The 26,739-nt window shown below is 61.6% G+C and carries 28 protein-coding genes; 19 read left to right on the forward strand and 9 right to left on the reverse strand.

The window, feature by feature from the left end:
• Window positions 1-128 precede the first annotated feature (128 nt).
• Entirely contained in the window at window positions 129-320 is a 192-nt protein-coding gene (locus tag AC515T_RS07340) for a YegP family protein (protein WP_014337049.1), read from the reverse strand.
• A gap of 302 nt (window positions 321-622) precedes the next feature.
• Here AC515T_RS07340 and AC515T_RS07345 point away from each other — a divergent pair, with 302 nt between their 5' ends.
• From AC515T_RS07345 to AC515T_RS07370, 6 genes are all read left to right on the forward strand, one after another.
• Window positions 623-1,591 carry a glycosyltransferase family 2 protein gene (locus tag AC515T_RS07345; protein WP_496531974.1) on the forward strand — a complete coding sequence of 323 codons (969 nt, stop codon included), beginning with the start codon at window positions 623-625 and terminating at the stop codon, window positions 1,589-1,591.
• A gap of 2 nt (window positions 1,592-1,593) precedes the next feature.
• On the forward strand, window positions 1,594-2,304 hold the full coding sequence (locus AC515T_RS07350; protein WP_496531975.1) for a class I SAM-dependent methyltransferase: 711 nt from the start codon (window positions 1,594-1,596) through the stop codon (window positions 2,302-2,304).
• Between the two features lie 44 nt (window positions 2,305-2,348).
• Complete coding sequence (locus tag AC515T_RS07355; RefSeq protein ID WP_060743069.1) at window positions 2,349-2,684, forward strand: GtrA family protein; 336 nt, start codon at window positions 2,349-2,351, stop codon at window positions 2,682-2,684.
• Complete coding sequence (locus AC515T_RS07360; RefSeq protein ID WP_496531976.1) at window positions 2,681-4,765, forward strand: DUF6311 domain-containing protein; 2,085 nt, start codon at window positions 2,681-2,683, stop codon at window positions 4,763-4,765. The genes AC515T_RS07355 and AC515T_RS07360 overlap by 4 nt, the downstream gene beginning before the upstream one ends.
• A 227-nt stretch (window positions 4,766-4,992) precedes the next feature.
• Window positions 4,993-5,916, forward strand: a complete 924-nt coding sequence (locus AC515T_RS07365; RefSeq protein ID WP_496531977.1) for a LysR family transcriptional regulator — start codon at window positions 4,993-4,995, stop codon at window positions 5,914-5,916.
• 102 nt (window positions 5,917-6,018) lie between these two features.
• Window positions 6,019-6,384 carry a 5-carboxymethyl-2-hydroxymuconate Delta-isomerase gene (locus AC515T_RS07370; RefSeq protein ID WP_496531978.1) on the forward strand — a complete coding sequence of 122 codons (366 nt, stop codon included), beginning with the start codon at window positions 6,019-6,021 and terminating at the stop codon, window positions 6,382-6,384.
• Between the two features lie 3 nt (window positions 6,385-6,387).
• On the opposite strand, the gene AC515T_RS07375 is transcribed toward AC515T_RS07370, so the two are convergent.
• Window positions 6,388-7,320, reverse strand: a complete 933-nt coding sequence (locus AC515T_RS07375) for a LysR family transcriptional regulator (protein ID WP_496531979.1) — start codon at window positions 7,318-7,320, stop codon at window positions 6,388-6,390.
• Window positions 7,321-7,856: 536 nt separating this feature from the next.
• On the opposite strand from AC515T_RS07375, the gene AC515T_RS07380 reads away from it, so the two are divergent.
• The 6 genes from AC515T_RS07380 (at window position 7,857) to AC515T_RS07405 (ending at window position 14,534) form a co-directional block, all read left to right on the forward strand.
• The gene (locus tag AC515T_RS07380) at window positions 7,857-9,224 is read left to right on the forward strand and encodes a glutamine synthetase family protein (protein WP_496533087.1); all 1,368 of its coding nucleotides are present in this window, start codon (window positions 7,857-7,859) and stop codon (window positions 9,222-9,224) included.
• 348 nt (window positions 9,225-9,572) lie between these two features.
• Window positions 9,573-11,222: a phosphoethanolamine transferase gene (locus AC515T_RS07385; protein WP_496531980.1), complete on the forward strand. Its 1,650-nt coding sequence runs from the start codon at window positions 9,573-9,575 to the stop codon at window positions 11,220-11,222.
• A 68-nt stretch (window positions 11,223-11,290) separates the two neighbouring features.
• Window positions 11,291-11,932: a class I SAM-dependent methyltransferase gene (locus AC515T_RS07390; protein ID WP_496531981.1), complete on the forward strand. Its 642-nt coding sequence runs from the start codon at window positions 11,291-11,293 to the stop codon at window positions 11,930-11,932.
• A 121-nt stretch (window positions 11,933-12,053) separates the two neighbouring features.
• A complete protein-coding gene (gene rnd / locus AC515T_RS07395) occupies window positions 12,054-13,187 on the forward strand; it encodes a ribonuclease D (protein WP_496531982.1) in 1,134 nt (377 codons plus the stop codon).
• Entirely contained in the window at window positions 13,184-13,477 is a 294-nt protein-coding gene (locus tag AC515T_RS07400; protein ID WP_122566102.1) for a YcgL domain-containing protein, read from the forward strand. Before rnd ends, AC515T_RS07400 begins: the two co-directional genes overlap by 4 nt.
• A 124-nt stretch (window positions 13,478-13,601) precedes the next feature.
• Complete coding sequence (locus AC515T_RS07405) at window positions 13,602-14,534, forward strand: D-2-hydroxyacid dehydrogenase (RefSeq protein ID WP_496531983.1); 933 nt, start codon at window positions 13,602-13,604, stop codon at window positions 14,532-14,534.
• 414 nt (window positions 14,535-14,948) lie between these two features.
• Here the strand turns inward: AC515T_RS07405 and AC515T_RS07410 are convergent, their stop codons facing one another.
• Window positions 14,949-15,542 carry a nitroreductase family protein gene (locus AC515T_RS07410; protein WP_496531984.1) on the reverse strand — a complete coding sequence of 198 codons (594 nt, stop codon included), beginning with the start codon at window positions 15,540-15,542 and terminating at the stop codon, window positions 14,949-14,951.
• A gap of 160 nt (window positions 15,543-15,702) precedes the next feature.
• On the opposite strand from AC515T_RS07410, the gene AC515T_RS07415 reads away from it, so the two are divergent.
• Complete coding sequence (locus tag AC515T_RS07415) at window positions 15,703-16,152, forward strand: YcgN family cysteine cluster protein (protein WP_122566105.1); 450 nt, start codon at window positions 15,703-15,705, stop codon at window positions 16,150-16,152.
• Between the two features lie 32 nt (window positions 16,153-16,184).
• Window positions 16,185-17,414, forward strand: coding sequence for a hypothetical protein (locus AC515T_RS07420; RefSeq protein ID WP_496531985.1), 1,230 nt, complete (start codon window positions 16,185-16,187; stop codon window positions 17,412-17,414).
• Window positions 17,415-17,539: 125 nt separating this feature from the next.
• On the opposite strand, the gene AC515T_RS07425 is transcribed toward AC515T_RS07420, so the two are convergent.
• From AC515T_RS07425 to AC515T_RS07440, 4 genes are all read right to left on the reverse strand, one after another.
• The gene (locus tag AC515T_RS07425) at window positions 17,540-17,917 is read right to left on the reverse strand and encodes a YgaP family membrane protein (protein ID WP_496531986.1); all 378 of its coding nucleotides are present in this window, start codon (window positions 17,915-17,917) and stop codon (window positions 17,540-17,542) included.
• Between the two features lie 77 nt (window positions 17,918-17,994).
• Window positions 17,995-18,465 (reverse strand): RNA methyltransferase, encoded by a 471-nt coding sequence (locus tag AC515T_RS07430; RefSeq protein WP_003198862.1) that lies wholly within the window; start codon window positions 18,463-18,465, stop codon window positions 17,995-17,997.
• Between the two features lie 201 nt (window positions 18,466-18,666).
• The gene (locus AC515T_RS07435) at window positions 18,667-19,041 is read right to left on the reverse strand and encodes a YajD family HNH nuclease (protein ID WP_003184246.1); all 375 of its coding nucleotides are present in this window, start codon (window positions 19,039-19,041) and stop codon (window positions 18,667-18,669) included.
• A gap of 48 nt (window positions 19,042-19,089) precedes the next feature.
• On the reverse strand, window positions 19,090-19,776 hold the full coding sequence (locus AC515T_RS07440; RefSeq protein WP_072409852.1) for a spermidine synthase: 687 nt from the start codon (window positions 19,774-19,776) through the stop codon (window positions 19,090-19,092).
• 72 nt (window positions 19,777-19,848) lie between these two features.
• On the opposite strand from AC515T_RS07440, the gene AC515T_RS07445 reads away from it, so the two are divergent.
• The gene (locus AC515T_RS07445; RefSeq protein WP_072341345.1) at window positions 19,849-20,136 is read left to right on the forward strand and encodes a hypothetical protein; all 288 of its coding nucleotides are present in this window, start codon (window positions 19,849-19,851) and stop codon (window positions 20,134-20,136) included.
• A 153-nt stretch (window positions 20,137-20,289) separates the two neighbouring features.
• On the opposite strand, the gene AC515T_RS07450 is transcribed toward AC515T_RS07445, so the two are convergent.
• Together AC515T_RS07450 and AC515T_RS07455 are read right to left on the reverse strand one after the other, a co-directional pair.
• The gene (locus tag AC515T_RS07450; RefSeq protein WP_014337065.1) at window positions 20,290-20,763 is read right to left on the reverse strand and encodes a cyclic nucleotide-binding domain-containing protein; all 474 of its coding nucleotides are present in this window, start codon (window positions 20,761-20,763) and stop codon (window positions 20,290-20,292) included.
• A gap of 219 nt (window positions 20,764-20,982) precedes the next feature.
• Complete coding sequence (locus AC515T_RS07455) at window positions 20,983-23,037, reverse strand: S9 family peptidase (protein WP_496531987.1); 2,055 nt, start codon at window positions 23,035-23,037, stop codon at window positions 20,983-20,985.
• 135 nt (window positions 23,038-23,172) lie between these two features.
• Between AC515T_RS07455 and AC515T_RS07460 the strand changes: the two genes are divergently transcribed.
• The 4 genes from AC515T_RS07460 (at window position 23,173) to AC515T_RS07475 (ending at window position 26,701) form a co-directional block, all read left to right on the forward strand.
• Window positions 23,173-23,670, forward strand: a complete 498-nt coding sequence (locus AC515T_RS07460) for an MFS transporter (RefSeq protein WP_496531988.1) — start codon at window positions 23,173-23,175, stop codon at window positions 23,668-23,670.
• Between the two features lie 32 nt (window positions 23,671-23,702).
• On the forward strand, window positions 23,703-24,479 hold the full coding sequence (locus tag AC515T_RS07465) for a class II glutamine amidotransferase (protein ID WP_103310166.1): 777 nt from the start codon (window positions 23,703-23,705) through the stop codon (window positions 24,477-24,479).
• 11 nt (window positions 24,480-24,490) lie between these two features.
• Window positions 24,491-25,033: a DUF2937 family protein gene (locus tag AC515T_RS07470; protein WP_305470159.1), complete on the forward strand. Its 543-nt coding sequence runs from the start codon at window positions 24,491-24,493 to the stop codon at window positions 25,031-25,033.
• A 381-nt stretch (window positions 25,034-25,414) separates the two neighbouring features.
• A complete protein-coding gene (locus tag AC515T_RS07475) occupies window positions 25,415-26,701 on the forward strand; it encodes an MFS transporter (protein WP_496531989.1) in 1,287 nt (428 codons plus the stop codon).
• Window positions 26,702-26,739 lie beyond the last annotated feature (38 nt).

The raw sequence follows: 26,739 nt of genomic DNA on the forward strand, positions 1-26,739 counted from the left end.
CTGCAACCCTGTTTACTTGAGGCGAATAAACCTGTGGCGAGGGAGCTTGCTCCCGCTCGGTTGCGCAGCGACCGCAAAATCATAGGACCGCTTCGCAGCCCAGCGGGAGCAAGCTCCCTCGCCACGGTTCAGATCTCTTTTACCGGCGTTTCACCCTGGACATTCTTGATCAGCCCAATGACGTGTAGGCAATCACTCTTGTTCACATAGGATTCGCCACTGGCGATCGTTTCATGGTTGCCGGCCCTCAAGCGCCAGCGCCATTGGCCTTTTCCGGTGCTCGGGGTGCCTCGGGTCTGTCGATAGATTTCAAAATACATCGGTTCGCTCCCTGCGATTCATTCAGTCAAGACATGCGTAGAACATGTGGCTGCAAGCCTAGCCAAGTGGTTGGTTTTGGCTATGGGAAATTCGTTTCCATTGGTTATCAAATATTGCTGGGCATGAGCCCGGATCGGGGATTCGACCATTTTCTCTGGATAAGTCATGTTGCGAATATATGGTCGGCTGAAGTTCGGGCTTGATCCTTGCGTTGCCTTGCCAGGTCCTGCTTAATACGGTTCGACGCCTAGGGCCGGAAGCCCGACGGGACTGAAAACACTATAAGAAAAAGAGCCATCAAGTGACTGAATATCCAGGAGCGGATCTGCAAGGTCGTCTAACGCTTTCGCTTGTCATTCCGGTCTATAACGAAGCCCAGTCCATCGATTTGTTCATGGCCAGGATCGACCAGGTCTTTGCCCATGAATCGCGGGTGAGCCTGGAGCTGGTGTTCGTCAACGACGGCAGCGTGGACGATACGTTGGTGCTGCTGCTGGACAGGCAGAAGGCCGACCCGCGCATCCGCATCGTCGACCTGAGTCGCAACTTCGGCAAGGAGGCGGCGTTGAGCGCCGGCCTGCAATCCGCCCGTGGCCAGGCGGTGGTGCCGATCGATGTCGATTTGCAAGACCCTCCCGAAGTGATCCTGGAAATGATTGCCCATTGGCGCAACGGCGCCGAAGTGGTGCTGGGGCATCGGATCAATCGTGACTCCGACTCCTGGGCCAAACAGGTTTCCGCCAACGGGTTCTACCGGCTGCACAACAAAATCGCCGACCACAAGCTGCCGGAGAATGTCGGCGATTTTCGCTTGATGGATCGCTGTGTGGTCGATGCCCTGCTCACCCTGCCCGAATCGCGCCGCTTCATGAAAGGGTTGTTTGCCTGGGTGGGGTTCCGGACCACCTACGTGGACTACGTCAGGCCTGAGCGGTCCGCCGGTGAAAGCAAGTTCAATGGCTGGCGCCTGTGGAATTTTGCCCTTGAAGGCATCACCAGCTTCAGTACCGAACCGCTGCGCATCTGGACGTACCTGGGGCTTTGCGTCTCGCTGGTATCCTTTGCGTTCGCCATATTCATCGTGTTGCGGACCCTGATTTCCGGGGTCGACCTGCCGGGCTATGCCTCGCTGATGGTCGCGGTCACCTTCCTGGGCGGGTTGCAACTGATCGGCATCGGCGTGCTGGGGGAATACCTGGGCCGCACCTATATCGAATCCAAGCGTCGACCGGTTTTCCTGGTGCGGCGCATCTATGACGCCAAGGACTGACCATGGATCTCAAGGAAACCGACATCCTCGGTCCCGATATCGAGCAGCATTGGTACTACCGATCGAAAGCGCGGGCCATGCGCCACATGCTCAAGGGCACCTCGGCCAGTACGTTGCTGGACGTGGGCGCCGGGTCGGGCTTTTTTTCCCATCACCTGCTGACCCACACCGCAACGGCCCAGGCCTGGTGCGTGGACATCAGCTATCCGGCCGACTCCGACGCCAGCACCGCCGGTAAACCGGTCCGCTACCGACGTGCCATCGACACGTTGGACGCCGACCTGGTGTTGCTGATGGATGTGTTGGAGCACGTGGATGATGACGTGGGCCTGCTCAAGGCCTATGTCGATAAGGTGCCGTCCGGTAGCCGCTTCCTGATCACCGTGCCGGCGTTCCAGTTTCTCTGGAGCGGGCATGACGATTTTCTCGAGCACAAGCGCCGCTATACCCTCAAACAGCTGGAACGCGTTGTGGCGCAGGCCGGTTTGCAGGTCCAGCAAGGTGCGTATTACTTCGGCCTGGTCTTTCCCATTGCCGCCGGCCTGCGCCTGTTGCAGCGCAAATCCGGCGGGGCACCGGCCAAGTCGCAGCTTGCGCGGCATCATCCGCTGGTCAATGGCGTGTTGAGGACGCTGTGCAGCCTGGAGCGTCCGTTCATGGGGGGCAATCGTATCGCCGGCCTGACGGTGTTCTGCCTGGCGCAGAAGCCGTGACCTGGACGCACTCGCCGCTGCTGGGACGTGCCTTGCGCTTTGCCATGACCGGCCTGCTCGTCACCGCAGTCCATGTGGTGGCGGCCGTGCTGTTTGTGCACCTGATCCTGGCCAACCCGCCACTGGCCAATGGTTTCGCCTTTGTCGTGGCGACCGTGGTGTCGTACCTGATCAACACCCTCTGGAGTTTTTCCAGCCGCTTGCATGGCCGCACCCTTGGCCGTTTCGTGGTGGTCTCGATCGGCGGGTTCGGGTTGGCGATGCTGGTGGCTTGGGTAGCCCAACGTGTCGGCCTGGATTACCTGGCGGGCATCGCCGCCGTGGCGCTGATCATCCCGGTGTTCACCTTCATCCTGCATAATTTCTGGACGTATCGATGACCGTTCGCGGCAAGCATGACTTGACTCCCTTGTTGCCCATACTGCTGGGTATGCTGGCGTTCCTGCTGGTGATCGGCCCACGGGTGCTGGACCCGACGAACATCGCCTGGCTGGGGGAGGGCGATGCGGCGACCCACTACATGGGCTGGGCCTTTTTTCGCAGTTCGCCCTGGACCTTTCCGTTGGGCATGAACCCTTCCTATGGTTTGGAGTTGGGCAACGGCATCATTTTTTCCGACTCCAATCCACTGCTGGCATTTCTGTTCAAGCCCTTCAACGCCTGGCTTCCCGAGACGTTCCAGTATTTTGGCCTGTGGTTGCTGGCCTGTTTCATCCTGCAAGCCTGGTTCGCCTGGAAACTCGTCGGCCTGCTGACGCCGTCGCTGTGGATCAGGCTGTTGGGCGCCGGGTTGCTGGTGTTTTCGCCGCCGATGTTCCTGCGCATGGGTGGGCATCTGTCGCTGTCCGGGCATTTCCTGATCCTGGCGGCCCTGTACCTGGCGCTGCGGCCTGGCCTGGAAAAACGTCGGTTGGCGTGGGGTGTGCTGTTGGCCGCCACAGCGCTGGTGCATGCGTACCTGTTGGCCATGGTGGCGTTGATCTGGCTGGCCGACCTTGCCAGCCAGGCCAGCAAGGGCCGTTTGTCCCGGCGCGATGCCTGGATCGAGCTGGGTGGCTTGTTTTTACTGGTGGCGTTCTGTTGCTGGCAGGCGGGTTATTTCAGCGTGGGTGGTGGGACCGTGGCGGGCGGTTTTGGGTTGTATCGCCTGAACGTGATGTCGTTGGTCAACCCCAGCGGCTGGTCATATACCTTGCGCGACATGCCCCAGGGCCCCGGGGACTACGAAGGTTTCAACTACTTGGGATTGGGCGTCCTCATGCTGGCGATCTGCGCCAGCGTGGCATTGCTGCAAGGCAATACCGGTTTGGCGAATGCCGTGCGCCGCAGGCGACTGTTGCTGTTGGCTTTGATCGGGTTGACGCTGTTTTCGCTGACTAACCATGTCGGCATCGGCATGCTGAATGTGCATTACTGGCTGCCCAAACCCCTTGAGCTTCTGGCAAACGTCTTTCGCGCGGCCGGCCGAATGTTCTGGCCTGTGTTCTACGCCATCGTACTTGCCGTCATCTTTGCGGTGATCCGCGGCAACAAGCCACGGGCAGCGGCGTGTCTGCTGGCCATCGCCCTGGTGGTGCAAGTCCTGGATACCCGCGCGGGATGGGCCGGCCTGCGTCAGAGCCGGATGGTGCCGGGGGCCTCGAGTTGGCCCACGGCCATGGATGATCCGTTCTGGGCCAGCGCGGCCCGTCACTATTCGAAAGTCCGGACGCTGTTGCCGCAGAACCAGCCGGACAACTGGCTGCTGACCAGCCAATACGCCCTGACGCATGGCCTGGAAACCGATGGGGTGTACCTGGGGCGCATGAGCGACCGGGCGATCGAGCGAGCCCAGCGGCACACCGAGCAGATGCTCGCCAGCGGCCAGTATGCAGCAGATTCGCTGTACATCCTCGACCCTCGCGCCGCGCTCCAGGCGACGAAAACCGTCAACCGCCAAACCGACCTGTTGACCCGTGTCGATGGCCTCGTGGTGTTGGCGCCGGGCTGGAAAACTTGCGCCCAATGCCCGCCGTTTGCCGACGAGACGCTGGACGTGCAGGTCAAGCTCGGTGAGCGCCAGGTGTTCAGCCGAATCAACGCCATGTTGGCCGACGGCTGGGGGCGCGTCGAAGAGTGGGGCACCTGGTCGGAAGGGCCCGAGGCCGAAGTGGTTTTGCGCATACCGCCAGAGGCGCGTGCCATTTCGATCGAAGCGGCGGCGTTCGTGCAACCCTCGCACACGCGCCAGCGGGTGGAGGTCTCGATCAACGGTATCGAGGCGCTGTCGACGCAGTTCACGCGCCTGCAGGACAACACCTTTGAACTGCTCCTGACACCGGCCATTCGTGAAGCGATTGGCGCGGATGGGCGGTTGCGTGTGCAGTTCCATTTACCCGATGCCATCAGTCCCAAGGCGCTGGGGTTGGGGAGCGACGAGCGAGTCATGGGGCTGGGACTGAAATCGCTGACCGTGCGGTAGGTCTTTTCATTGTGGCGAGGGAGCTTGCTCCCGCTCGGTTGCGCAGCAACCGCAAAATCTTGGGGCCGCTTCGCAGCCCAGCGGGAGCAAGCTCCCTCGCCACAAAAGCGGGGTGTCTCTTCCAATTTCTTTGACGGTATTACACAGGCGCTTCACCTTTTTGCGCATAGACGCACGACCCCCAGCATTTCTACACTGCACCCAGTCAAGGAATCGGGGGGCAGTGGATGAACCGCAACGAATTGCGCAAGGCCGACATCAACCTGATGGTGGTGTTCGAAACGTTGATGCTTGAGCGCAACGTGACGCGAGTGGCGGAAAAACTGTTCCTGGGCCAGCCGACCATCAGCTCGGCCCTCAATCGCCTGCGCAAGATGTTCAATGACCCGCTGTTCATCCGCGTCGGGCACCGCATGGAGCCGACGGCCCGGGCCGAGGAAATCATCCAGCATCTCTCACCGGCGCTCGATTCGCTGTCGGTGGCTTTGAGCCTGACCCACGATTTTGATCCCGCCAACAGCACCATGACGTTTCGCATCGGCCTGTCGGACGACGTCGAATTCGGCCTGTTGCCGCCGCTGTTGAGCAGCCTGCGGCAAGAGGCGCCGCAAATCGTGTTCGTGGTTCAGCATGTCGATTACTGGCGCATCCCCGATCTGCTGGCCTCGGGCGACATCACCGTGGGTATCAGCCAGACTCGCGGCCTGCCGGCCAACGCCAAGCGCAAACTGTTGCGACACATCCAGCCCCGCGTGTTGCGCGCCGATGCGTCGGACACGCCGCTGACCCTGGACGAGTACTGCTCGCGGCCTCATGTGCTGGTGTCCCATACCGCGAACGTCGCCGGGTTCGCTGACGAATGGCTGGCGGAGATCGGACGCACGCGCCAGGTCGTGCTGTCGGTGCCGCAATACAGCGCATTGCCGGCGTTGCTGGCCGGCACTGACCTGATTGCCAGCCTGCCAGACTATACCGCCGCCGCCATGGCCGCCTCGGGACAACTGTTCAACGAGCCTTTTCCTTTCAAGACCCCGACCCTGGATTTGTCCATGGTCTGGTTGAGCCACGTCGACAGTGACCCGGCCGAGCGCTGGTTGCGGTCGCGGTTGGAGGCTTTCATGGGGGAGCGTGGAGTCTCGGCGCAAGCCTGACACCGGCCGTGGCGAAACAAAATCTGCCTCAATCAAGAAAGTCGAGGTAAGGTTGTGACGGCTGACATCACCTCGTCATATTTTCGAATCGGAGTCGAACACATGCCTCACCTGCACATGGAGTACACCGCCAACCTGCCCGAGCTGAATGCCGAGTTCGCACTGCTGCGACTGAACAATGCACTGGCGCTCTCCGGTCACTTTTCCGCCGAGCACGACATCAAGAGCCGGGCCGTGAAGCTCGAGACTTTTCGAGTGGGTACAGGGACAGGCGAGCGGGGTTTCGTGCATGTGAAGCTGGCCTTGCTCAGCGGACGCTCGCCGCAAATCAAGAAACAACTGGCCGATAGCCTGCTGGCGGTGATCCAGGAGCTGGGGCCATGGCCGGCCGAAGTCAGCGTGCAACTGTGCGTGGAGATCCTCGACATCGACCGAGAGCCGTATGCCAAGACCTTGATCGGTCAATGACGATCAGGCGTCGCATGGGGCGCAGGCCTTGATGATCTGTTCGCGCAGCCAGGCGTTGGCGCTGTCCTGATCGAGAGCCTGGCACCACTGCATGTTCAAGGTAAACCCTGGCAGCCCCCTGGGCGCTTCGTGGTGATTGAAGATCGCCTCGTTGGCCAGCAGTTTCTGGATGCGGCGGGGCAGGGTCAGGATGAAGTCGGTGCCGGTGATCATCTTCAGTGCGGCACTGTAGCTGTTGGCGCGCGCGGCGATTTGCCGCTGATGCGCCTGCTGCGACAGCCAGCCATCCACCATGTTGGTCGCTGACGCCCAGGGCGTCGGAAACACGTGTCGGCGCTGTACGAACGATTGAAGGCTCAGTTGCGGCTCAAGCGGCGTCGCCCGTTTATCCACGACGCAGACCAGGTCGTCCTGCAACAGCTGCCGGGATTTGAAGTCGGCATGGTTGCTGTGGAAGTTCGGGCCGAAGCAGATCGCCAGGTCCAGGCTGCCGTCGCGCAACTCTTCGGCGGGAATGTCGGCTTCGAGCTTGTGCACGTTCACCACCACCGGCAGGTTGGCGTAATCGAAGCCTTGCAGCAGTTGCGGCAGGATCAGGTGTTCGAAATATTCCGGTGCGCAGATATTGAAGGTAATGGCTTGCCGGGTCGGATCGAAGGTTGGCGTACCGGCATGGCACAGGTTGATGCTTTGCAAAATGCCGCGCACATGATCGTACATGCCCTCGGCCTTATAGGTGGGGCGCATGCCGGTTCGGGTGTTGATAAAAAGTTCGTCCTCGAAACAGGTTCGAAGTTTCTTGAGGCAATAACTGACGGTTGACTGGCTGACGCACAAGGCCTCGGACACGCCAGTGACACTGCTTTGCTCGTACACGGCGCTAAACACCATGAGGTCCTGCATGTCGAGCTTTCTGAGGGCGTTACTGTTCAGCATCCGTTCTGTCTCTCGCTGTGCTCCTTGCGCGGATCTTGCGCAAACCAGGCTGACGATCCTAACGGAACGATGGTGCCAAGAGAATGCCAGGCAGGCGCTTTCATGGTCGGGAACGGGACAGATAATGTAGGGAATACGACGTGTTGATCAACGACCGATGCGTTTGCTTATGTTTAGTTCGCGGCGATCCAAGCTCCATCAAATCCAGGTTTAACCGCCCAAGGTGCCGTGGGACGCTTGCCCGATGTGTTTCCTGTGATGCGCTCATGGACGGTTGGCCCCTGGCATTCCACTCCCCTTCATCCACCGTCGTCGATCCGGTCGGCAGGTTCACGCCTGCCATCGCTCCAGCCCTCAGCGCGCTGCCCTCCGAACTGGCCTTTTGGGCGCTCTGGCATTGCCGTCACGCGCGTCCTCCAGATACTCGTATTTCCTGTTGATCACTCATCGTGCTCGCGTAATGGCGAGCACAGACTGACGGCGCCTTGTCGCCCGTCCGATATGGAAATACGAGCCTTCTCATGAGCCATGCCAAGATTTCTTTCGCACCCGTGCAACACGCCCAGGCGTTCCTTGCGCAGAACCCGGATATCGAGCTGTTCGAGCTGTTCATTCTCGATAACAACGGCGTGCCCCGGGGCAAATTGTTGCATCGGGACGAGTTGCTGGCGGTCTACGAAAGTGGCCGGCCACTGCCCAGTACGATTCTCGGGTTGACCCTCAATGGCGACGATGTGGAAAACTCCGGGCTGGTGTGGGACGTCGGTGACATTGATTGCCGTGCCTATCCCATCAGCGGCAGCCTGCAGCGCATGCCGTGGCGGTTGATGCCCACCGCCGCCGTGCAGGTCAGCATGCATCCCCGGGAGGGCCTGCCGGCGACCATCGCCGATCCGCGTTATCTGCTCAGCCAGGTGATCGAGGCCTTACAGGCCGACGGTTATTACCCGGTGATGGCGGCGGAGCTGGAGTTTTATCTGCTGGACGCGCAACTTGATAGCCAAGGCCGGCCGCAGCCGGCGCGGGACGCTGACGGGGGGCGACCGCGGGCCACCCAGGTCTATGGTTTGCGCGAGCTGGAGCAGATCGAGCCGTTCCTGGCCGACCTGTACGCCGCGTGCAAGCTGCAAGACATTCCGGCCCGGACCGCGATTTCCGAATACGCACCGGGGCAAGTGGAGATCACCCTCGAACATCGCAGCGATGCCTTGCAAGCCATGGATGAAGCGGTGCGCTACAAACGACTGGTCAAGGGGGTGGCTCACCAGCACGGCATGCAGGCGTGTTTCATGGCCAAGCCGTTCGAGCATTTGGCAGGCTCCGGCATGCACCTGCACGTCAGCCTGGCGGACCGCGATGGCCACAACCTGTTTGCCAGCGAAGCCGCCGACGGCACGCCGCTGCTGCGCCATGCCGTGGGCGGGATGCTCGACACTTTGCTCGATTCGTTGTTGATGTTTTGTCCGAACGCCAATTCCTACCGACGTTTCCAAAGCAACAGCTACGCACCGCTGGCCGCCACTTGGGGCGTGGACAACCGCACCGTGAGCCTGAGGGTGCCGGGCGGCCCGGCGTTCTCGCGGCACATCGAGCATCGTATCTGCGGCGCCGATGCCAATCCTTACCTGGCAGCGGCGGCGATATTGGCCGGCATTCATCGCGGTATACGTGAACAGTGTGATCCCGGTAAACCTGTCGAAGGCAACGGCTACGCCCAGGCGACCGAATTGCTGCCCACCGACTGGCTCACCACGCTGCGTGCCCTCGAGGCTTCGACTTGGGCGCGGGAAGCGTTTGGTGATGAATTCCTCGGTGTCTATCTGGCGGTCAAGCGCGCCGAGTACCGTCAGTTCATGGGGGAAGTCGGGGAGCAGGATTGGCGCTGGTATCTGAATCAGGCTTGAGGGCAGCTTCAAGTTCAAGCTGATTGGCTCGGCTGTTCACTTTGGGGCAGGCGAAAAAACCGTGGCGAGGGCGCTTGCTCCCGCTGGGCTGCGTAGCCGCCCCCTTTTTGTGAGTGCTCCGCACTCGAGCGGGAGCAAGCGCCCTCGCCACGGATCCATCATTTTTTCTTGAGTGAACAGCTTGCAAGCTGATTCGAGCTTGCCGCTTAAATAATTATTTAATAGCAACTTTTTCACGAAAAATTGATGGTGGGCTACCTAAAGTTTGTGTTGCCGTAGGAAACGATTTTCACATGTTGCCGCGGCACTTCTTTTTCAAAGAGCAACTTCAGGAAACCGTCAACCATCATGCTGACTATTAAAGCCGTGCGCCCCGAGTGGGTGACGCTGGCCGCCAGTGCCTTTTTGTTAGTGGGCTTCAACTTCGTGCTCTGGCAACACTTGCTGGCGATCACCACGGCTGACGCCCGGGGCCTGCTGATGTGCGTGGCGTTTGGCGTGATGATCTTCTGCGCGTTCAACCTGGTGTTGACGCTCGTGGCCTTCCGTCCGCTGCTCAAGCCCGTGCTGATGCTGCTGTTCCTGATCAGCGCTGGCGTGGCGTATTTCATGGCCCAATACGGCGTACTGATCGATACCGGCATGTTCCGCAACTTCGCTGAAACCAATGCCACGGAAGTCCGTGATCTGTTGTCGCTGAAGTTGTTTGTCTATATCGGCTTATTGGGTGTCTTGCCGTGCTGGTTGTTGTTAAAGACTCCGATCAACTACCGGAGTTGGCCCAAAGCATTATTAAGTAAGTTGCTGGTCGGCGTGGCCTCGGCCGCGGTGATCGGCCTGGTCGCCCTGGCCAACTACCAAGGCCTGTCTTCATTGTTTCGTAACCACCACGAATTGCGCTTGATGGTCGTGCCGAGCAACTACATCGGTGCTTCACTCGGGTACTTGCGTGAGCAGGTCGCGTCGGCCAAGCAACCGTTCGTCACCTTGGGCGAGGACGCGAAGCGCAACCCGGTCTGGCAAACCCACGGCCGCAAATCCCTGACCGTCCTGGTGGTGGGCGAGAGTGCCCGGGCCGAGAACTTCGGCATCCTCGGTTACAACCGCAATACCACCCCAAAGCTGGACAAAGAGGTCGGCCTGATCGCCTTCACTGACGTGCATTCCTGCGGCACCGAAACCGCTGTGTCGGTGCCCTGCATGTTTTCCAACATGGGGCGCAAGAACTACGATGCCAGCAAGGCCAAGAATCAGGAAGGCCTGCTGGATGTGCTCAAGCGCGCCGGGCTGGAAGTGATCTGGCGGGACAACCAGTCCGGCTGCAAGGGCACCTGCGACCGGGTCACGCTGCAGGATGTCAGCAACCTCAAGGACCCGGTCCTGTGCGCCAACAGTGAATGTCGCGACGAGATCCTGCTCCAGGGGCTGCAGCATTTCATCGACACACTCGACAAGGACACGGTGCTGGTGCTGCACCAGATGGGCAGCCACGGGCCGGAGTACTTCAAGCGCTATCCCAAGGAGTACGAGCATTTCACCCCGGTGTGCGAAAGCAACGCGCTGAACAATTGCAGTCGCGAGAGCATCGTCAATGGCTACGACAACACGCTGGTGTACACCGATCACGTGCTGTCGACCTTGATCGATCTGCTGCGGGCCAACCAGGACAAGGTCGACACGGCCATGCTGTACCTGTCGGACCATGGCGAGTCCCTGGGCGAATACAACCTGTTTCTCCATGGCACGCCCTACATGCTCGCCCCGGAACAACAGAAACACGTGGCGATGCTGGCCTGGTTTTCCGACAGTTATCAGAAATCTTTTTCGGTCGACACCCATTGCTTGCAACTGAGTCGGGAAAAACCCTTGAGCCAGGACAACCTGTTCCACTCGATGCTCGGGCTGCTGGAAGTCAACAGCCAGGTCTACAACCGGGATCTGGATCTGTTCGCCAACTGTCGCGGTGCGGTGATTGACGGTGTCCTGGCGCGGGAGTGAGCGCCTGGACCTTTTTTTCACGCAAGGTTGGTTAACCTGTCATCCAATCTATTCCAAGAGCCGTTTGTATGTCCGGGTTACCCCCATCCACCGTCGAGCTTGAGTTCGCCCGGCAGCATGACCAGGAACATGCGCAGGTCTGCCATCGGCCGGCACCGCGCCGCTTGCGCCTGGCGTTCTGGCGCGACGAGCACATGGTGCGCAATGCCCTGAAGGTGGCGGGCGAGCCGGGGCTGGTGCTGGATGTGGCCTGTGGGGCGGGGCGGTACTGGCCGGTACTGGCCGAGCATGCCAACCGGGTGATCCTGGCGGCGGACCCGTCGCCGGACATGCTCGAACATGCGCTCACCCACCATGGCGGCGCGTTGCTCCAGCGGGTCAAGACCTTCCCGAGTTCGGCGTTCACCATCGGGCTGTCGGCCAACGCGGTGGATTGTATTTTCTGTTTGCAACTGTTTCGCCACGTCAGTGCCAGCGAGCATCGCCTGGCGCTGCTGCGCGAGTTTCATCGGGTCAGTCGCGACACGGTGATCGTTTCGGTGCAAATCGAAGGGCGCCTCAAGATCGGCCAGGCGCCGCAACGGAGCCTGGCCGACAAGGCCGATGTCGAAGCCGAGTTCCGCCAGGCCGGTTTCAGCGTGCTGTGGTACCAGGATTTCCTGCCCGGTTTTGCGCTGACGCGTGTTTATGTGTTGCGTAAGACCGGTTAAGGAGTGATGTAGGACTATTCTTGCTTTTTCGCAGGCGATTTCTCTTAAGGGGCTGCTCTATGGATGCTCGCAATCGCCAGCGGCGATATATACTGCGCGCCATTCTTCAAGGGAGAGCCGTGTGGCCATCGATATTCACTGGATTCGCGACAACGATAGCCTCGGTCAGTTTTGCGCCGAGTGGCAACAGTTGCCATTCGTCGCCCTCGACACCGAATTCATGCGGGTCGACACTTTTTATCCCATTGCCGGTTTACTGCAAATCGGCGACGGCAAGCGTGCCTACCTGATCGACCCCTTGACCATCGACAACTGGCAACCCTTGGCCGCCTTGCTGGAAAACCCGGCGGTGCTCAAGGTGTTGCACGCCTGCAGCGAAGACCTTGAAGTGCTGCTGCGCCTCACTGGCAGCCTGCCTGCGCCGCTGTTCGATACTCAACTGGCCGCCGCCTACCTGAACCTGGGTTTCTCCATGGGCTATTCGCGGCTGGTGCAGGAAGTGCTGGGCATCGAGCTGCCCAAGGGCGAGACCCGTTCCGATTGGTTGCAACGGCCTCTGTCCGAGACGCAGATCAGCTACGCGGCAGAAGATGCCGTGCACCTGGCGGAAGTTTTCGTAGAACTGCGCCCGAAGCTTTCCGACGAAAAATACCGCTGGGTCCTGGAGGATGGCGCCGAACTGGTGGCCAACCTGCGTCGCGAAGTCGACCCGTACGAGGTTTACCGCGAGGCCAAGCTGGCCTGGAAACTCTCCCGCGCCCAATTGGCTGTGCTGCGCGAGTTGTGCGCCTGGCGCGAACGCGAGGCGCGGGCCCGTGACCTGCCGCGCAACCGCATCATCCGCGAGCACTCGCTGTGGCCCCTGGCCCGCACCCAGCCGGATAACCTCGGCGCGCTGGCGAAGATCGAAGACATGCACCCGCGTACCGTGCGCCAGGACGGCCAGTTTCTGCTGGACCTGATCCAGCGTGCCGCCAACATCCCGCCCGAGCAATGGCCGCCGGCCGTGGCCGAGCCATTGCCCATCGAGGCCTCGGCCTTGGTCAAGCGTCTGCGGGCGTTGGGGCAGGCCGAAGCCGAGCGCCTGGAGATTGCCCCGGAGCTGATGCTGCGCAAGAAAACCCTCGAAGCGCTGATCAAGAGCGGCTTCCCCGAGGGGCCTTACCAATTGCCCGATTCGTTGCGTGGCTGGCGCCGCGAATTGATGGGCCAGGCGCTGCTCGACAGCCTGGCCACTGCCGGAGAACAGCCTTGAAACGTATCTGCTCCATCTATCGCAGCTCGAAGAAAAACGAGATGTACCTGTATGTGCTCAAGAGCGATGCCTTGAAGCGTGTGCCCGAGCCCTTGATGACCGCCTTTGGCAAGGCGATCCATGCCTTCGACCTGGTGCTGAGCCCCGAGCGGGAGCTGTCCCGGGAAGACATCAACAAGGTGCTGGAAAACCTCGACACCCAGGGCTATCACTTGCAGATGCCGCCGGCCGAAGACGAGTACATCGAGCATCTGCCCGAAGAATTGCTGCGCCGCAACGACCCGGTCTGACGGTAATGGGGGCACCTGTCCTGGGTGCCTTTTGTAACACTGGAATGATTTATTGACGACGATCGCAGGGATGGAGCGACACTCTGCCGGCGGTCGTCTGCACTGTTTTTGAAAGGTTTGATTCATGCGCGTTCTGATTGCCGAACACGATCACGCGGTGTACGCCCAGCTTTTGCGTCAGGCTGCACCCGATATTGAAGTCCTGACCAGCGGCGATTCCGCCGAACTGTCGCGACTGGCCGCCGATTGCCCGGTCTGGCTCGGCCAGCCTGATCTGCTAGCCACCCTGTTGCGTCAAGGCCACCAGCCCCGTTGGCTGCAATCGACCTGGGCGGGCATCACGCCGCTGCTGGCCGATGGCTTGAGCCGCGATTACCGCCTGACCCGTGCGGTGGGCATTTTTGGCCAGGTGATGGCTGAGTACGTGCTCACCTACATGCTCGGCCATGAGCGCGAGGTGCTGGCCCGGTTGGTCAGCCAGGTCGAGCGCAAGTGGGATAACCGCCAGGGGCAGGGCTTGGCCGGGCGCAAGGTGTTGATCGTCGGGACGGGGGATATCGGCCAGCGTGTGGCGCAGTTCCTGGTGCCGTTCGGTGTGCAGCTGTATGGCATCGCCAGCGAGGCGAGGGCGATGGCACCGTTTATCGAAGTCGGGGCGTTGAAGGACTTGCCTCGTCTGGTGGGCGAAATGGATTACGTGATCAATTTGCTGCCCAATACGCCGGATACCCATGACATCTACGACGCGGCGCTGTTCAAGCAATTCAAGCCGACCGGGTTGTTCATCAACGTCGGTCGCGGCGTGGCGGTGGTGGATGCGGACCTGGTACAAGCCCTGAAAGACGGCCACCTGGCCGGTGCGGTGATCGACGTTTGCCGCCAGGAGCCATTGCCACAGCGCCACCCGTTCTGGACCGCCTGGGGCCTGCTGCTGACCGGCCACAGCTCGGCACCGACCTCGCCCCCGATGATGGTGCAATTGTTCCTGGACAACCTGCGGGCCTACAAGGCGGGCGAAACGCTGCGCGGGGAAGTGGATTTCAGCCGGGGTTACTGACCCCCGGATTCAGCGTGATCCAGTGTGGGAGCGAGCTTGCTCGCGATAGCGGAGTGTCAGTCGGCATCAATGTTGGCTGACCCACCGCCATCGCGAGCAGGCTCGCTCCCACAGTGGATATTCAGTGGTCACAAAAAATGCGTGCGCCACAGAACCAATTGTGGGAGGGAGCTTGCTCGCGATAGCGGTGGGTCAGTCGACATCAAAGTGGCTGATCTGAACGCCATCGCGAGCAAGCTCGCTCCCACAGTGAATATTCAGTGGTCACAAAAAATCCGTTCGCCACAGAACCAATTGTGGGAGCGAGCCTGCTCGCGATAGCGGTGGGTCAGTCGACATCAAAGTGGCTGATCTGACGCCATCGCGAGCAAGCCCGCTCCCACAGGGGAGTCTTCAGTGGTCACAAAGTTGGGGTTACAGGCTGAAATCGCCTTCCGCCACCAGTTCGCTCAACGGTCGGCGCGGGCTTGGGACTTCGCGGGCCTGGAGGTATTCGGCCAGGGTCGATTTGTCCCCCAGCTTGCCAATCGCCACGGCGGCGTGCAGGGCGTAGCCTTCCGGGATCTTCAGTTCCTTGCGGGTCAGTTCCTGGTCGAAACCGGCCATGCCATGGGTGTGCCAGCCGCTGAGGCTGGCTTGCAGCGCCAGGTGGCCCCAGGCCGCGCCGGTGTCGAAGGTGTGGGTCTGCGCCGGGGTTTCTTCGGTGGCGCCGGGCACCGCGAAGGTGGTTTTCGAGACGATGATCACCAGCGCCGAGGCGTGTTGGGCCCAGCCGCGGTTGAACTCGTTGAGCAAACCCAGGAAACGCTCCCAATTCGGCGTGTCGCGCCGTGCGTACAGGAAGCGCCATGGCTGTGAGTTGTAGGCCGAAGGGGCCCAGCGCGCGGCTTCGAAGAAGCTCAGCAAGGTTTCTTCGGCAATGCTTTCGCCGGTAAAGGCGCGGGGCGACCAGCGTTCGATGAACTGAGGGTGAATCGCGTAATCGGCAATGCGGGAATTGGCGCTCATGGGCTTACCTGGCTCGAGTTCGGAAAGACAATGCAGCAACCTACGTCCCGCCGCGCGGCCTGACAAGCCCCTGCCTACCGACAGTCGCCAATGCTTGGCCTGACGAGGTCCCGGCACTAGACTGTCGGCCTTTTCACCACCTGATGTTGATGCTCGAGCCATGGCCGCCAAAGTCGAACCGTTCTGGATACGCAAAACCCTCGATCAGCTCGATCCGCAGGAGTGGGAATCGCTGTGCGACGGCTGTGGCCTGTGCTGCCTGCAAAAGCTCGAAGACGAAGACGACAACAGCGTCTACTACACACGCATCGCCTGCAAACTGCTGGACCTGAAAACCTGCCAGTGCACCGACTACCCCAACCGCCGTGATTTCGTGCCCGATTGCATCCAGCTCACGCCGGGCAAGGCCGATGAGTTCAAATGGCTGCCGCCGACCTGCGGTTATCGGCTGGTCAGCGAAGGCAAGGACTTGCCGTTGTGGCACCACCTGGTCTGCGGCGATCGCGATGCCGTGCACCACGAACGCATTTCCCAGTCCGGGCGCATGCTGGCCGAAGGCAGCGTGCCGGAAGACGATTGGGAAGATCATCTGATTTTCCGCGCTGGCTGAACCACCGGGCGGCGCACCACCAGGGAGAACCCATGGCTGCAGGATTGAAACGGATGCTGGCGGCCGGGCTGCTGGCGGTGTGCGCGCCGCTGTGGGCGGCGCAGAAAGTCGACCTGGATTATCACGTGCACCTGTTGCCACAGAGCGATCAGGCCGAGGTGCGCCTGACCCTGGCCCGGGGTTCGGCGGTGCGCAGCCTGGATTTCGACCTCGGCGACGGTAGCCGCTACAGCGATTTCAAGGCCGACGGCCAATGGCAGCTCACCCCCGGCAAGGAGGCGCGTGGCGTCTGGCGTCCGGCCGCTGACAAGGCCAGCCTGAGCTACCGCGTGCGCATCAGCCATGCCCGCAAGAACGCCACCTTCGAAACCCGCATGACCCCGACCTGGGCGTTGCTGCGCGGCGACGACCTGGTGCCGTCGGCCAAGCTCGATCAGCAGGACGGCGTCGAACTGGTGGCCCGTCTTGAGGTGGAATTGCCCGACGGTTGGAAAAGTATCGAGACCCCCTGGCCGCGCATCGGCAAGCAACGCTTTCGCATCGACAATCCCTCACGCCTGTTCGACCGCCCCACCGGCTGGATGCTCGCCGGCAAACTGGGCAGCCGCCGCACACGCCTGGGCGAAACCGAGGTGACGGTGGCCTCGCCCCAGGGCCAGGGCATGCGCCGGATGGATGTGCTGACGCTGCTGACGTTCGTCTGGCCGCAGGTGCAAGCGCTGGTGCCGCGCCATCCGGCCAAGCTGCTGATTGTCGGCGCTGGCGATCCGCTGTGGCGTGGCGCCCAGGCCGGCCATGACTCGATTTACCTGCACAGCCGACCGCCGCTGGTCAGCGAGCGGGGCAGTAGCCCGTTGTTGCGGGAGTTGGTGCAGGCGCTGGCCCGGGTCAATGATCAGGACCGTAGCGACTGGATCAGTGAGGGGCTGACCGAGTACTACGCCATCGAACTGCTCCGCCGCGCCGGCGGCCTGAGTGATGAGCGCTACCAGACCTTGAACGACCGGCTCGCCCGCGAGAGCAAGGGCGTCACCAGCTTGCGCGGCGAGCAGGTCGGCCCGGCGGCGGTGGCCAAGGCGGTGTTGCTGTTACAGGAACTGGACCGCGAGATTCGTCTGAAAACCCGCAACAAGCGTTCGCTGGATGATGTGTTGCAAGGGGCGATGCGCTTGGAAACAGTTGATACCCAGGAGTTTGTGCAGCTCAGTGAGAGCGTTCTGGGTGGGGCCTCTACTGTGCTGGATAGCCGGTTACTTCAGTGACCCCGCCATCGCGAGCAAGCTCGCTCCCACATTGATCGATGTCGTACACAAATAGTGTGTGCACCAAAGACCCAGTGTGGGAGCGAGCTTGCTCGCGATGAGGCCATCAGCCCCACCGCAAAAAATCAGAGCCCAACTTTGGGTGAATCCAACGAATCATTCCCCGTCACCGTAGCCGTGCCCGTCGCCGCCTCGGCATTGGCCTTCAGGCGACTCAGCTCATCACCGGCCTGCTCGATGCGGGCGCGGGCGCTGTCCAGATTCTGGCGATTCTTTTCCAGCAGGCTCTTGGCCGAGCAATGCCCGGTGATGCCCCGCGCCAGTGCCAGGCCGCCGATTGCCAGTTGCGCCAGGCCGATCACCCCGCCACGACGCAAACCCTTGCCCATCATCAGCACACCGCCGGCCAGTGAACCAACGCGTTCCCAGCCATGCACGTTTTGTGGAGGATGGGATTGGAAAGGGGTGCTCTCAATCGGCTCGAACGGATTGTTATCGCTCATGGTCTGTCTCCAGTGTGGGGATTGGTATAAAGCTGACTGCCTGAGCGATTGCCTTGTTCAATCGAATGTTGCACCAATCAGCGGAATTGCGGCCCAGAACGGGTGTTGTTGCCTTTGGCCATACGGTCGTACAGCACGACGTTGACGGTGGCGGCCAGGTTCATGCAGCCGGTGGTGGGGATGTACACCACGTCCTCGCACCAGTCGCGGATGTCCTTGTCCAGCGAGCCGTCCTCCGGGCCGAAGATGTACAGCGCCCGGTCCGGGTGGGTGTATTCGGGCAGTGGGCGAGCGCCTTCCACCAGCTCCACGGCCACTGGCACACAGCCCAGGGGCAGGATTTTCTTCAGGTCATCGATACCGATCAGCGGGATGTCGTAATGGACTTTCTTGGTGTCGGTGACAAAGTCGGCGGCGCGCTCGTAGCGCTTGCCGGTGTAGAACACCGACGCCACGCCGTAACAGCCGGCGGCACGCATGACCGAGCCGACATTTTCCGGTGACTTGGGGTTGAACAGACCGATGCAGCTATAGCGTTTGTTGGCCACGGGCGGGGTGCCTTTGGGGAAAAGGCGCGATTATACGGGGAATGGGGGAGGGGGGGCAGGTTCGAGATGTGTGGTGTTCGTTTGATCGCCATCGCGAGCAAGCTCGCTCCCACAGGGGGCGTGAACGCTGGAGATCCACTGTGGGAGCGAGCTTGTTCGCGATGGCGGCCTGACAGACTGTAATTTCTTTGGTGGTACCCGTTACTCGTCTTTCTTCATCAACCCAGCCAAAGCGGCAAAGGGGTTGTGGGTCGCCTTGGCGATTTTCGGGGTGCTCAGGGAGCCGTCGCCGAAGTATTGCTGGTCGGTGTAGCGCGAGTGCTCGTTATCGTGGCAGTACAGGCACAGCAGTTCCCAGTTGGAACCGTCCTGGGGGTTGTTGTCGTGGTTGTGGTCGCGGTGGTGAACGGTCAGTTCGCTCAGGCGCTTGCCGGAAAACTCACGGGCGCAGCGGCCACAGACATGGGGGTACATTTTCAGGGCTTTGTCGCGGTAACCCATCTCCCGGTCGCGCTGGGCATCGGCGAGGATGCGGTCCAGCTTGGCGGTGTTGGACGGTGGCGTTGACGAACTCATGGGTTCACCTTTGTAAAAAAGACTGATGACGGTTGGGCACAGTTTAGCTCAGCCCTTGAGCTTCTCGGCAATCCAGATGGTGTGGCGGGTGCCTTTGTTGCCATGAGCGAACACTTGCACCTCTTCGGCCTTGAAGCCGGCCTTCTTCAGCTTGTCGGAAAACTGCCGGTCAGCGCTGGCCGACCACACCGCCAGCACGCCCTTGGGCCGCAGGGCCTTGGCGCAGGCGGCCAGGCCGCCGGCCGAATACAGCCAACTGTTGGCTTTCTGGGTGAGGCCTTCCGGGCCGTTGTCGACATCGAGCATGATCGCATCGAACCCTTGGGGTTCGGCCTGCAGCACCTTGGCCACGTCTTCCAGGCGGATCACCGTGCGCGGGTCCGCGAGCGGCCGCCCGGCTTTTTCACCCAAGGGGCCACGGTTCCACTCCACCACGCCGGGCACCAGCTCGGCCACCACCACTTCGGCGGTCTTGCCCAGGTGCTTGAGGGCCGAGGCGAGGGTGAAGCCCATGCCGAGGCCGCCGATCAACACGCGTGAGCCAGGACGACCGGCGACCTTGCGGCAAGGAATCTCCGCTAGGGCGTCTTCGGAACCGTGCATGCGGGTGTTCATCAATTGCCCGCCGTCACCGCCCTGGATCTTGATGACAAAGTCTTCGCCGTACTCGAACAGGCACAGGGCACCGCCGTTATCAGGGATGGGTGTGGTGTCGAGCAGAACGAAACGTTTCATGGAAATCTCGTAGGAGGGCAAACCGCGCGGTAACGACTAGCCTTAAAGCAGACAATAGCCACGGAGCCATTGATGAAGTGCATCATTCTAACGGCCATTGCCCTGGCGGCGCTCTCAATAAGTTGCGCCCAGGCTCAACAACCGACGATTCCGGTCAACCCGCCCAGCATCCCCGGATCGCCGGGCACCGCCACCCCCATGCCGTATCCGCCGGTCACGCCCAACGGTGTGCCCAAGGCGGGCCCCGGAAGCGGCGGGCCGCCGTTGCTGCCGCCCATCGAAATGCCCAAGCCGCCCAAGGACCAGCCGATACCGGGCATGGAGCCGAAGCCGGTGAAGGCTAAGTCGCCGGGGGGGTAGGACTGAGATCCTTTGGACAATGAAACCCTGTGGGAGCGGGCTTGCTCGCGAAGGCGGCGGATCAGTCAGCATTGATGTTGACTGGCACACCGCCTTCGCGAGCAAGCCCGCTCCCACAGGGGGTATGGTTGCCACAGGGGATTATGGCGGCTGTCAGACCTGCTGCGACAACAGCTGCCCATCGGCCATGCGCAGACGCTTGGACAGGGAGACGGCGAGGGCGCGGATGATCTTGGCGGCGATCTTGGGGGCGTCGTTGAGCATTTTTTCCAGGGAGTCCTTGCCCAGGTTCAGTAGTTGGCAATCGCTGGCGGCGATGCAACTGGCCGAGCGCCGCTCGCCGTCGAGCACGGCCATTTCGCCGAAGGCCCGACCGCTGCGCAGGGTGGCGATGGTCACGGGTTGGCCGTCGGGGCCGGTTTTCTGCACGGCCACCTGGCCGGTGTGGATGATGCACATGAAGCTGCCGGCATCGCCCTCGCGGAAAATCGCTTCGCCCTCGGCGATGGCGCTGATGCTGAAGTAGCCCGACGCCGCAGCGAAGTCGACGGGCAGCAACTGGTCGAACAGACCGCAGTCCATCAGCCAGTCACGGATTTCTTTGTTCAGTAAGGTCGGTTCTGACATGTTGGCACGGTCTTTTTCTTGTGTCTGTTGCGGGTTCGGGTTGGCTTGAGTGTAAGGAGATCCCTTGTGGGAGCGAGCTTGCTCGCGATGGAGCCGGATCAGTCAACATTGATACCGACTGACCCTACGCTATCGCGAGCAAGCTCGCTCCCACATTGGATTTTAGTTGTCTCAGAGCCTTGTGCATGGAGCTAAGACCCAGCGATCCGATGGAGTTCCTCAGACCAGCCCCAAAACCTTCAAGACAAATGCATATTCGAGCGCTACGTCACGCAATCCCTGGTAGCGCCCGCTCATTCCGCCATGGCCGGCGCCCAGTTCGGTCTTGAGCAGCAGGGGGTTGTCGTCGGTCTTGGTGGCGCGCAATTTCGCCACCCACTTGGCCGCTTCCCAGTACTGCACGCGGCTGTCGTTGTACCCGGCGATCACCAACAGCGCCGGGTACGCCTGGGCACGGACGTTTTCGTACGGGGCGTAGGCCCGGATCCGATCATAAACGTCCGGCTCCTCTGGATTGCCCCATTCGTCGTATTCGGTGACGGTCAGCGGCAGGTCCGGGTCGAGCATGGTGTTGAGCACATCGACGAACGGCACTTCGGCAATCGCCACCTTGAACAGCTCCGGGCGTTGATTGAGCACCGCGCCGATCAGCAGGCCACCGGCGCTACCACCGCTGATCGCCAGTTGCTCGGCGGTGGTGAAGCCGTTGGCGATCAAATGTTCGGCGCAGGCGATGAAGTCGCTGAAGGTGTTGTGCTTGTGTTCCTGTTTGCCGGCGCGATACCAGGCCTCTCCCAGCTCGCCACCTCCGCGCACGTGGGCAATGGCAAACGCCACACCACGGTCGAGCAGGCTCAGCCGCGCATGGGAAAACCACGGGTCGAGGCTTTCGCCATAGGCGCCGTAGCCATACAGGTACAGCGGCACCGGCTGGCCGAGGGCTTCACGCTTGACCACCAGGCTGATGGGCACCTGGGTGCCGTCCGGTGCCGTCGCCCAGAGCCGCTGGCTGACGTAGGCATCGGCGTCGAACGGCCCCAGCACCGGGGTTTGCTTGAGCACGACCTGTGCGCCGCTGGCCAGGTCCAACTGGCGGATCTGCGCCGGGCGGTTCAGGGCTTCGTAGCGCAGGCGAATGCGATCGCTGGCGAATTCCAGGCTGTTCTGTACATGCAGGCTGTAGGCCGCGTCCGGCAACTGCACCCGATACGCCGGCAAGCCCTGGGGATGCACCTCGATGATCGGCAGGCCGCCTTCACGCAGGCTCAAGGTCATGGCCCCGGCGTTCAGGCTCAGGCCGTCGATCATCACCGTGTCGCTGTGGGGGATCAGGTTCTGCCAGTCGGCCTCGGTCGGCGCCACGCCGGTGTCGGCGGACTGGTACAGGGCGAAGTTGATGCCGTCGCGGTTGCTGCGGATCAACCAGGTCCATTGGCCATCGAGCAGGCCGTGGTCGACGTCGTATTCGTGGTTTTCCAGGCGTGGCGCCAGGCAGGTGAAGGGCTGTTGCGGTTGCGCGGCGTCCAGTACCCAGACTTCGCTGGTGGTCTTGCTGCCCAGGGACAGGATCAACTGCTTTTCCGAGCTCGAACGATAGCAATGCAGGAAGAAGCGCCCGTCCGGCTCATGGAACACCTCCTCGGCGGCCGTGCCGTCCAGGCGATAGCGCCAGAGTTTGTGAGGACGGTGGGTATCGTCCAGTTCACCAAAAAACAGTGTCAGGCTGTCGTTGGCCCAGGTCATGCTGCCGTCGCAATTGTCGAAGGACAGTTCACTGACCTTGTCGTTGGACAATTCCTTCACGAACAGGGTGTAGACCTCGTCGCCCGTGGTGTCCAGGCTGTAGGCCAGGCGCTGGTGGTCGGGGCTGATGCTGAAGGCGCCCAGGGCAAAGAAACCGCCACCGGCCAGCGCGTTCGGGTCCAGCAGCAGTTGTTCGCGGCTCTCGTCCACGGTCAGGCTGTCGTCGGCCGGGCGCGGGCAGCGGTAATGGCGCGGGTATTCGTCACCGGCCGTGGTGCGGGTGTAATACAGGTACGGGCCCCAGGGCGAGGGCAGCGACAGGTCGGTCTCGAGGATCCGGCCCTTGATTTCCTGGAACAGGGTTTCGCGCAGTTCGGCCTGATCGGCGAGTTGCGCCTCCTGATAGCTGTTTTCCGCCTTGAGGTAGTCGAGCACGGCGTCGGTGTCGCGCTCCTGCAGCCAGGCGTACGGGTCAACGCCGGCGTCCTTGCGGGCAATCGGGGCGTTGGAAACGTGGGCAGATAGGGACATGAAAGGCTCTCGAACGTTGTACGAAAAGGGACACGCGGCCTGGACAGAAGCCACCACACAGGCCATTCGCCAGACACCGGGGCAGCCTGACGCGCGAAAAGCCGTTACTATAAGCGTCTCTTTGCCTGCCTTGCCATGGACACCATGACCGAGAATGACTATCTGATCGCCTGGGGCCTCTACGCCTTCGCCGCCCTGGGCTGCCTATTGGTGTGGATGCGCATGACCCGCTGGATGTGGCGCTGGTTGCGCGAGCCGCTGCGCTTGTTGATGGCGGTGTTGCTGTTCAGCCCCACCGTCGTCGACCCGGTGAAGGACAAAGTTGCCCCGGCCTTGGCCATTGTCGCCCTGGACATCTTGTTCAAGGTCGGCAATAACGTCTGGCGGGCGGCGTCCGACCTGCTCATGTACGGCATGATTGCCTTCGGCCTCTACCTGGTGATCGTGCTGATCCGCTTCCCCATCGAGCGGGCCGCCAACGCGCGCAAGGAACGGGCTGCCGCCGCCAAAGCCGCCGTCGCGGTCGATGAACCGGAGGATGAACCACCGTTCGGCGTGGCCGGTGATGACCGCTACGGTCGCCCGCCCGTGCCGAGCAACCCCCAGCGTTCGCGTATCGAACCGCGCCTGTAAGCAGGCCTGCCCCTTGAAGCGAGAGTTCGAGCATGTGTGAGTTATTGGGCATGAGCGCCAATGTGCCGACCGACATCGTGTTCAGTTTCACCGGGCTGATGCAGCGCGGCGGCAAGACCGGGCCGCACCGGGACGGTTGGGGCATCGCCTTCTATGAAGGCCGTGGCCTGCGCCTGTTCCAGGACCCGGCCGCCAGCAGTGAATCGGAAGTGGCGAACCTGGTGCAGCGCTATCCGATCAAGAGCGAAGTGGTGATCGGGCATATTCGCCAGGCCAACGTCGGCAAGGTCTGCCTGTCCAACACCCATCCGTTCGTGCGTGAGTTGTGGGGGCGCAACTGGTGTTTTGCCCACAACGGCCAGCTTGCCGATTTTCAGCCGGGCGTGAGCTTCTACCGTCCGGTGGGCGACACCGACAGCGAAGCGGCCTTCTGCGATTTGCTCAACCGCGTGCGCCAGGCCTTCCCAGAGCCGGTGGAGGTGGAACAGCTGCTCCCGTCATTGATCGAGGCCTGCAGCGAGTACCGCAGCAAAGGCGTGTTCAACTGCCTGCTCAGCGATGGCGACTGGCTGTTCTGCTATTGCTCGACCAAACTGGCCCAGATCACCCGTCGCGCGCCGTTCGGCCCGGCGCGCCTGAAGGACGTGGATGTGATTGTCGATTTCCAGGCGGAAACCACGCCCAACGACGTGGTTACGGTGATCGCCACCGAACCCTTGACCGAAAACGAAACCTGGACCCGCTACGAACCGGGCCAATGGAGCCTGTGGCGACGCGGCGAATGCGTCAGCCACGGCCGGACCGAATAAGGACGTCATGTATGTTGCTCAGTTATCTACGGCTGGTGTTGTTCGCGGTGGGCCTGTTGGTTGGGGTCCAGGTGCCGGGCTTCATCAATGATTACGCCAAGCGGGTCGAGGCTCACCTGATCGAGGCGCAGACCGGCCTGCAAGGTTTCCAGGGCACTGCCAACCAGTTCTTCAAGGGCGACATGCAGGCCCTGGTGGCCCATTACCGCGCCAGCGAGGACCCGATCTTTCGCAGCGATGCCGATAGCCTGAACACCTTGCTCGTGCGCCAGCAGGCCCTGGACAAGCAATTCCAGGCGATGCAGGGCCCGTGGTACATCCGCCTGCTGCAAGTGGCGCTGGCCGCCGATCCAGACATCCGCAAGGAAACCTGGAACGGCTACAGCTACCAGATCCTGCTGACTCCCGAGGCCATGGTCTGGGGCATCAGTGGCGCAATGTTGCTGTCGTTCGGCCTGGAATGCCTGTTCCGCCTGATCGACTGGGTGGTGCTGGGCGGCAAGCGCCTGCGCCAGAGCCGGCCGATTGAAGAGCGCAACCTTCGGGGGCTCTGACTCGATTGTTCAGTGAGCTTCCTGTGGCGAGGGAGCTTGCTCCCGCTGGAGCTGTAGGAGCTGTAGGAGCTGTCGAGTGCAACGAGGCTGCGATCTTTCCCCAGACACTTGAATCTCAAGCGAAAGATCAAGATCAAAAGATCGCAGGCTTCGCCAGCTCCTACAGGGACCAGCGGGAGCAAGCTCCCTCGCCACAAGAGCGTTCCGCCAGCCCCGCGATCTGATTCGCCCATCTGTGCTTTCACCCAATCAACTTTTTCTTATGACCCCGCCAAGGTTTTATTCGTTGGACGGGATCGGCCGTGCGCTCAAGAATCGGGGCAACGGTCTCCACGTCAGCGTCGTCGAGACTCAAAAACAATAAAACCGTGGAGAACCACCATGAGTGCACCCGACACACTCGGCGTCCCCCAACCCCAGGCCCGTTCTGGTCCGTTCGATTGGTATCGCAACATCAACCAGCAGGAACGTCGCACCTTCTGGAGCTGCAAGATCGGCTACGCCCTGGACGGCATGGACACCCAGATGCTCAGTTTCGTCGTGCCGACCCTGATCGCCATGTGGGGCATCACCACCGGCCAGGCAGGCCTGATCCACACCAGCACCTTGATCGCTTCGGCCATTGGCGGCTGGGTGGCGGGCATTCTCTCGGACCGCATCGGTCGGGTGCGCACCCTGCAACTGACGGTACTGTGGTTCGCCTTCTTCACCTTCCTGTGCGGCTTTGCCCAGAACTACGAACAACTGTTGATCGCCCGTACATTGATGGGCTTCGGCTTCGGCGGCGAGTGGACCGCCGGTGCGGTGTTGATGGGCGAGGTGATCCGTGCCAAGGACCGCGGCAAGGCGGTGGGCATGGTGCAGTCGGGCTGGGCGCTGGGCTGGGGCATGACAGCGATCCTGTATGCGCTGCTGTTCTCGGTGTTGCCGCCGGAAGACGCCTGGCGCGCCCTGTTCATCCTCGGCATCGTGCCGGCGGTGTTCGTGATTTTCGTCCGCCGGCTGGTCAAGGACCCGGACGTCTATAACCAGACCAAGGCCCGGTTGACGCCGGAAAACCCAGCGAAGTTCTACGAGATTTTCGCTCCCGGCATCCTCTTCACCACCCTTCGCGCCTCGCTGCTGACCACCGGTGCCCTGGGCGGTTACTACGCCATCACGTCCTGGCTGCCGACGTTCCTGAAAAATGAACGTGGCTTGAGTGTCTTGAGCACCGGTGGCTACCTGGCGATGGTGATCGTCGGTTCCTACGTGGGCTACGTCATCAGTGCCTACCTGTCGGACATCCTGGGACGCAAGAAGAACTTCGTCCTGTACGCCGTCGGTTCGTTCACCATCGTCTTGCTGTACACCCAGGTGCCGGTGAGCAATAACGTGATGCTCTGGCTGGGCTTCCCTCTGGGGTTCTTCGCTTCCGGGATGTTCAGCGGCATGGGCTCGTTCCTCACCGAATTGTTCCCGACTCGCATCCGGGGCTCGGGCCAGGGTTTCTGCTACAACATCGGCCGGGCGGTGGCGGCATTGTTCCCGCTGTTGATCGGTATTTTGAGCCAGAAGGTGCCGCTGAGCGTGGGTATCGGAGCGTTCGCGGCGGTGTCCTATGGCGTGGTGATCCTGGCGGCCCTGAGCCTGCCGGAAACCCAAGGCAAGCAGTTGGAAGCCGAGTAACTGATAACCTGTGGGGCACATGCCTCACCGTTAAACAA

The sequence above is a fragment of the Pseudomonas sp. FSO-7 genome (assembly GCF_059579345.1).

Coding starts and splice junctions, on each gene's coding strand:
- AC515T_RS07375 (WP_496531979.1), bottom strand. CDS start 7,320: ATGCTGAACAGTAACGCCCTCAGAAAGCTCGACATGCAGGACCTCATG.
- AC515T_RS07370 (WP_496531978.1), top strand. CDS start 6,019: ATGCCTCACCTGCACATGGAGTACACCGCCAACCTGCCCGAGCTGAAT.
- AC515T_RS07360 (WP_496531976.1), top strand. CDS start 2,681: ATGACCGTTCGCGGCAAGCATGACTTGACTCCCTTGTTGCCCATACTG.
- AC515T_RS07410 (WP_496531984.1), bottom strand. CDS start 15,542: ATGAGCGCCAATTCCCGCATTGCCGATTACGCGATTCACCCTCAGTTC.
- AC515T_RS07460 (WP_496531988.1), top strand. CDS start 23,173: ATGGACACCATGACCGAGAATGACTATCTGATCGCCTGGGGCCTCTAC.
- AC515T_RS07440 (WP_072409852.1), bottom strand. CDS start 19,776: ATGAAACGTTTCGTTCTGCTCGACACCACACCCATCCCTGATAACGGC.
- AC515T_RS07435 (WP_003184246.1), bottom strand. CDS start 19,041: ATGAGTTCGTCAACGCCACCGTCCAACACCGCCAAGCTGGACCGCATC.
- AC515T_RS07470 (WP_305470159.1), top strand. CDS start 24,491: ATGTTGCTCAGTTATCTACGGCTGGTGTTGTTCGCGGTGGGCCTGTTG.
- AC515T_RS07350 (WP_496531975.1), top strand. CDS start 1,594: ATGGATCTCAAGGAAACCGACATCCTCGGTCCCGATATCGAGCAGCAT.
- AC515T_RS07445 (WP_072341345.1), top strand. CDS start 19,849: ATGAAGTGCATCATTCTAACGGCCATTGCCCTGGCGGCGCTCTCAATA.
- AC515T_RS07475 (WP_496531989.1), top strand. CDS start 25,415: ATGAGTGCACCCGACACACTCGGCGTCCCCCAACCCCAGGCCCGTTCT.
- AC515T_RS07405 (WP_496531983.1), top strand. CDS start 13,602: ATGCGCGTTCTGATTGCCGAACACGATCACGCGGTGTACGCCCAGCTT.
- AC515T_RS07455 (WP_496531987.1), bottom strand. CDS start 23,037: ATGTCCCTATCTGCCCACGTTTCCAACGCCCCGATTGCCCGCAAGGAC.
- AC515T_RS07450 (WP_014337065.1), bottom strand. CDS start 20,763: ATGTCAGAACCGACCTTACTGAACAAAGAAATCCGTGACTGGCTGATG.
- AC515T_RS07425 (WP_496531986.1), bottom strand. CDS start 17,917: ATGAGCGATAACAATCCGTTCGAGCCGATTGAGAGCACCCCTTTCCAA.
- AC515T_RS07340 (WP_014337049.1), bottom strand. CDS start 320: ATGTATTTTGAAATCTATCGACAGACCCGAGGCACCCCGAGCACCGGA.
- AC515T_RS07390 (WP_496531981.1), top strand. CDS start 11,291: ATGTCCGGGTTACCCCCATCCACCGTCGAGCTTGAGTTCGCCCGGCAG.
- AC515T_RS07465 (WP_103310166.1), top strand. CDS start 23,703: ATGTGTGAGTTATTGGGCATGAGCGCCAATGTGCCGACCGACATCGTG.
- AC515T_RS07365 (WP_496531977.1), top strand. CDS start 4,993: ATGAACCGCAACGAATTGCGCAAGGCCGACATCAACCTGATGGTGGTG.
- AC515T_RS07355 (WP_060743069.1), top strand. CDS start 2,349: ATGACCGGCCTGCTCGTCACCGCAGTCCATGTGGTGGCGGCCGTGCTG.
- AC515T_RS07385 (WP_496531980.1), top strand. CDS start 9,573: ATGCTGACTATTAAAGCCGTGCGCCCCGAGTGGGTGACGCTGGCCGCC.
- AC515T_RS07420 (WP_496531985.1), top strand. CDS start 16,185: ATGGCTGCAGGATTGAAACGGATGCTGGCGGCCGGGCTGCTGGCGGTG.
- AC515T_RS07415 (WP_122566105.1), top strand. CDS start 15,703: ATGGCCGCCAAAGTCGAACCGTTCTGGATACGCAAAACCCTCGATCAG.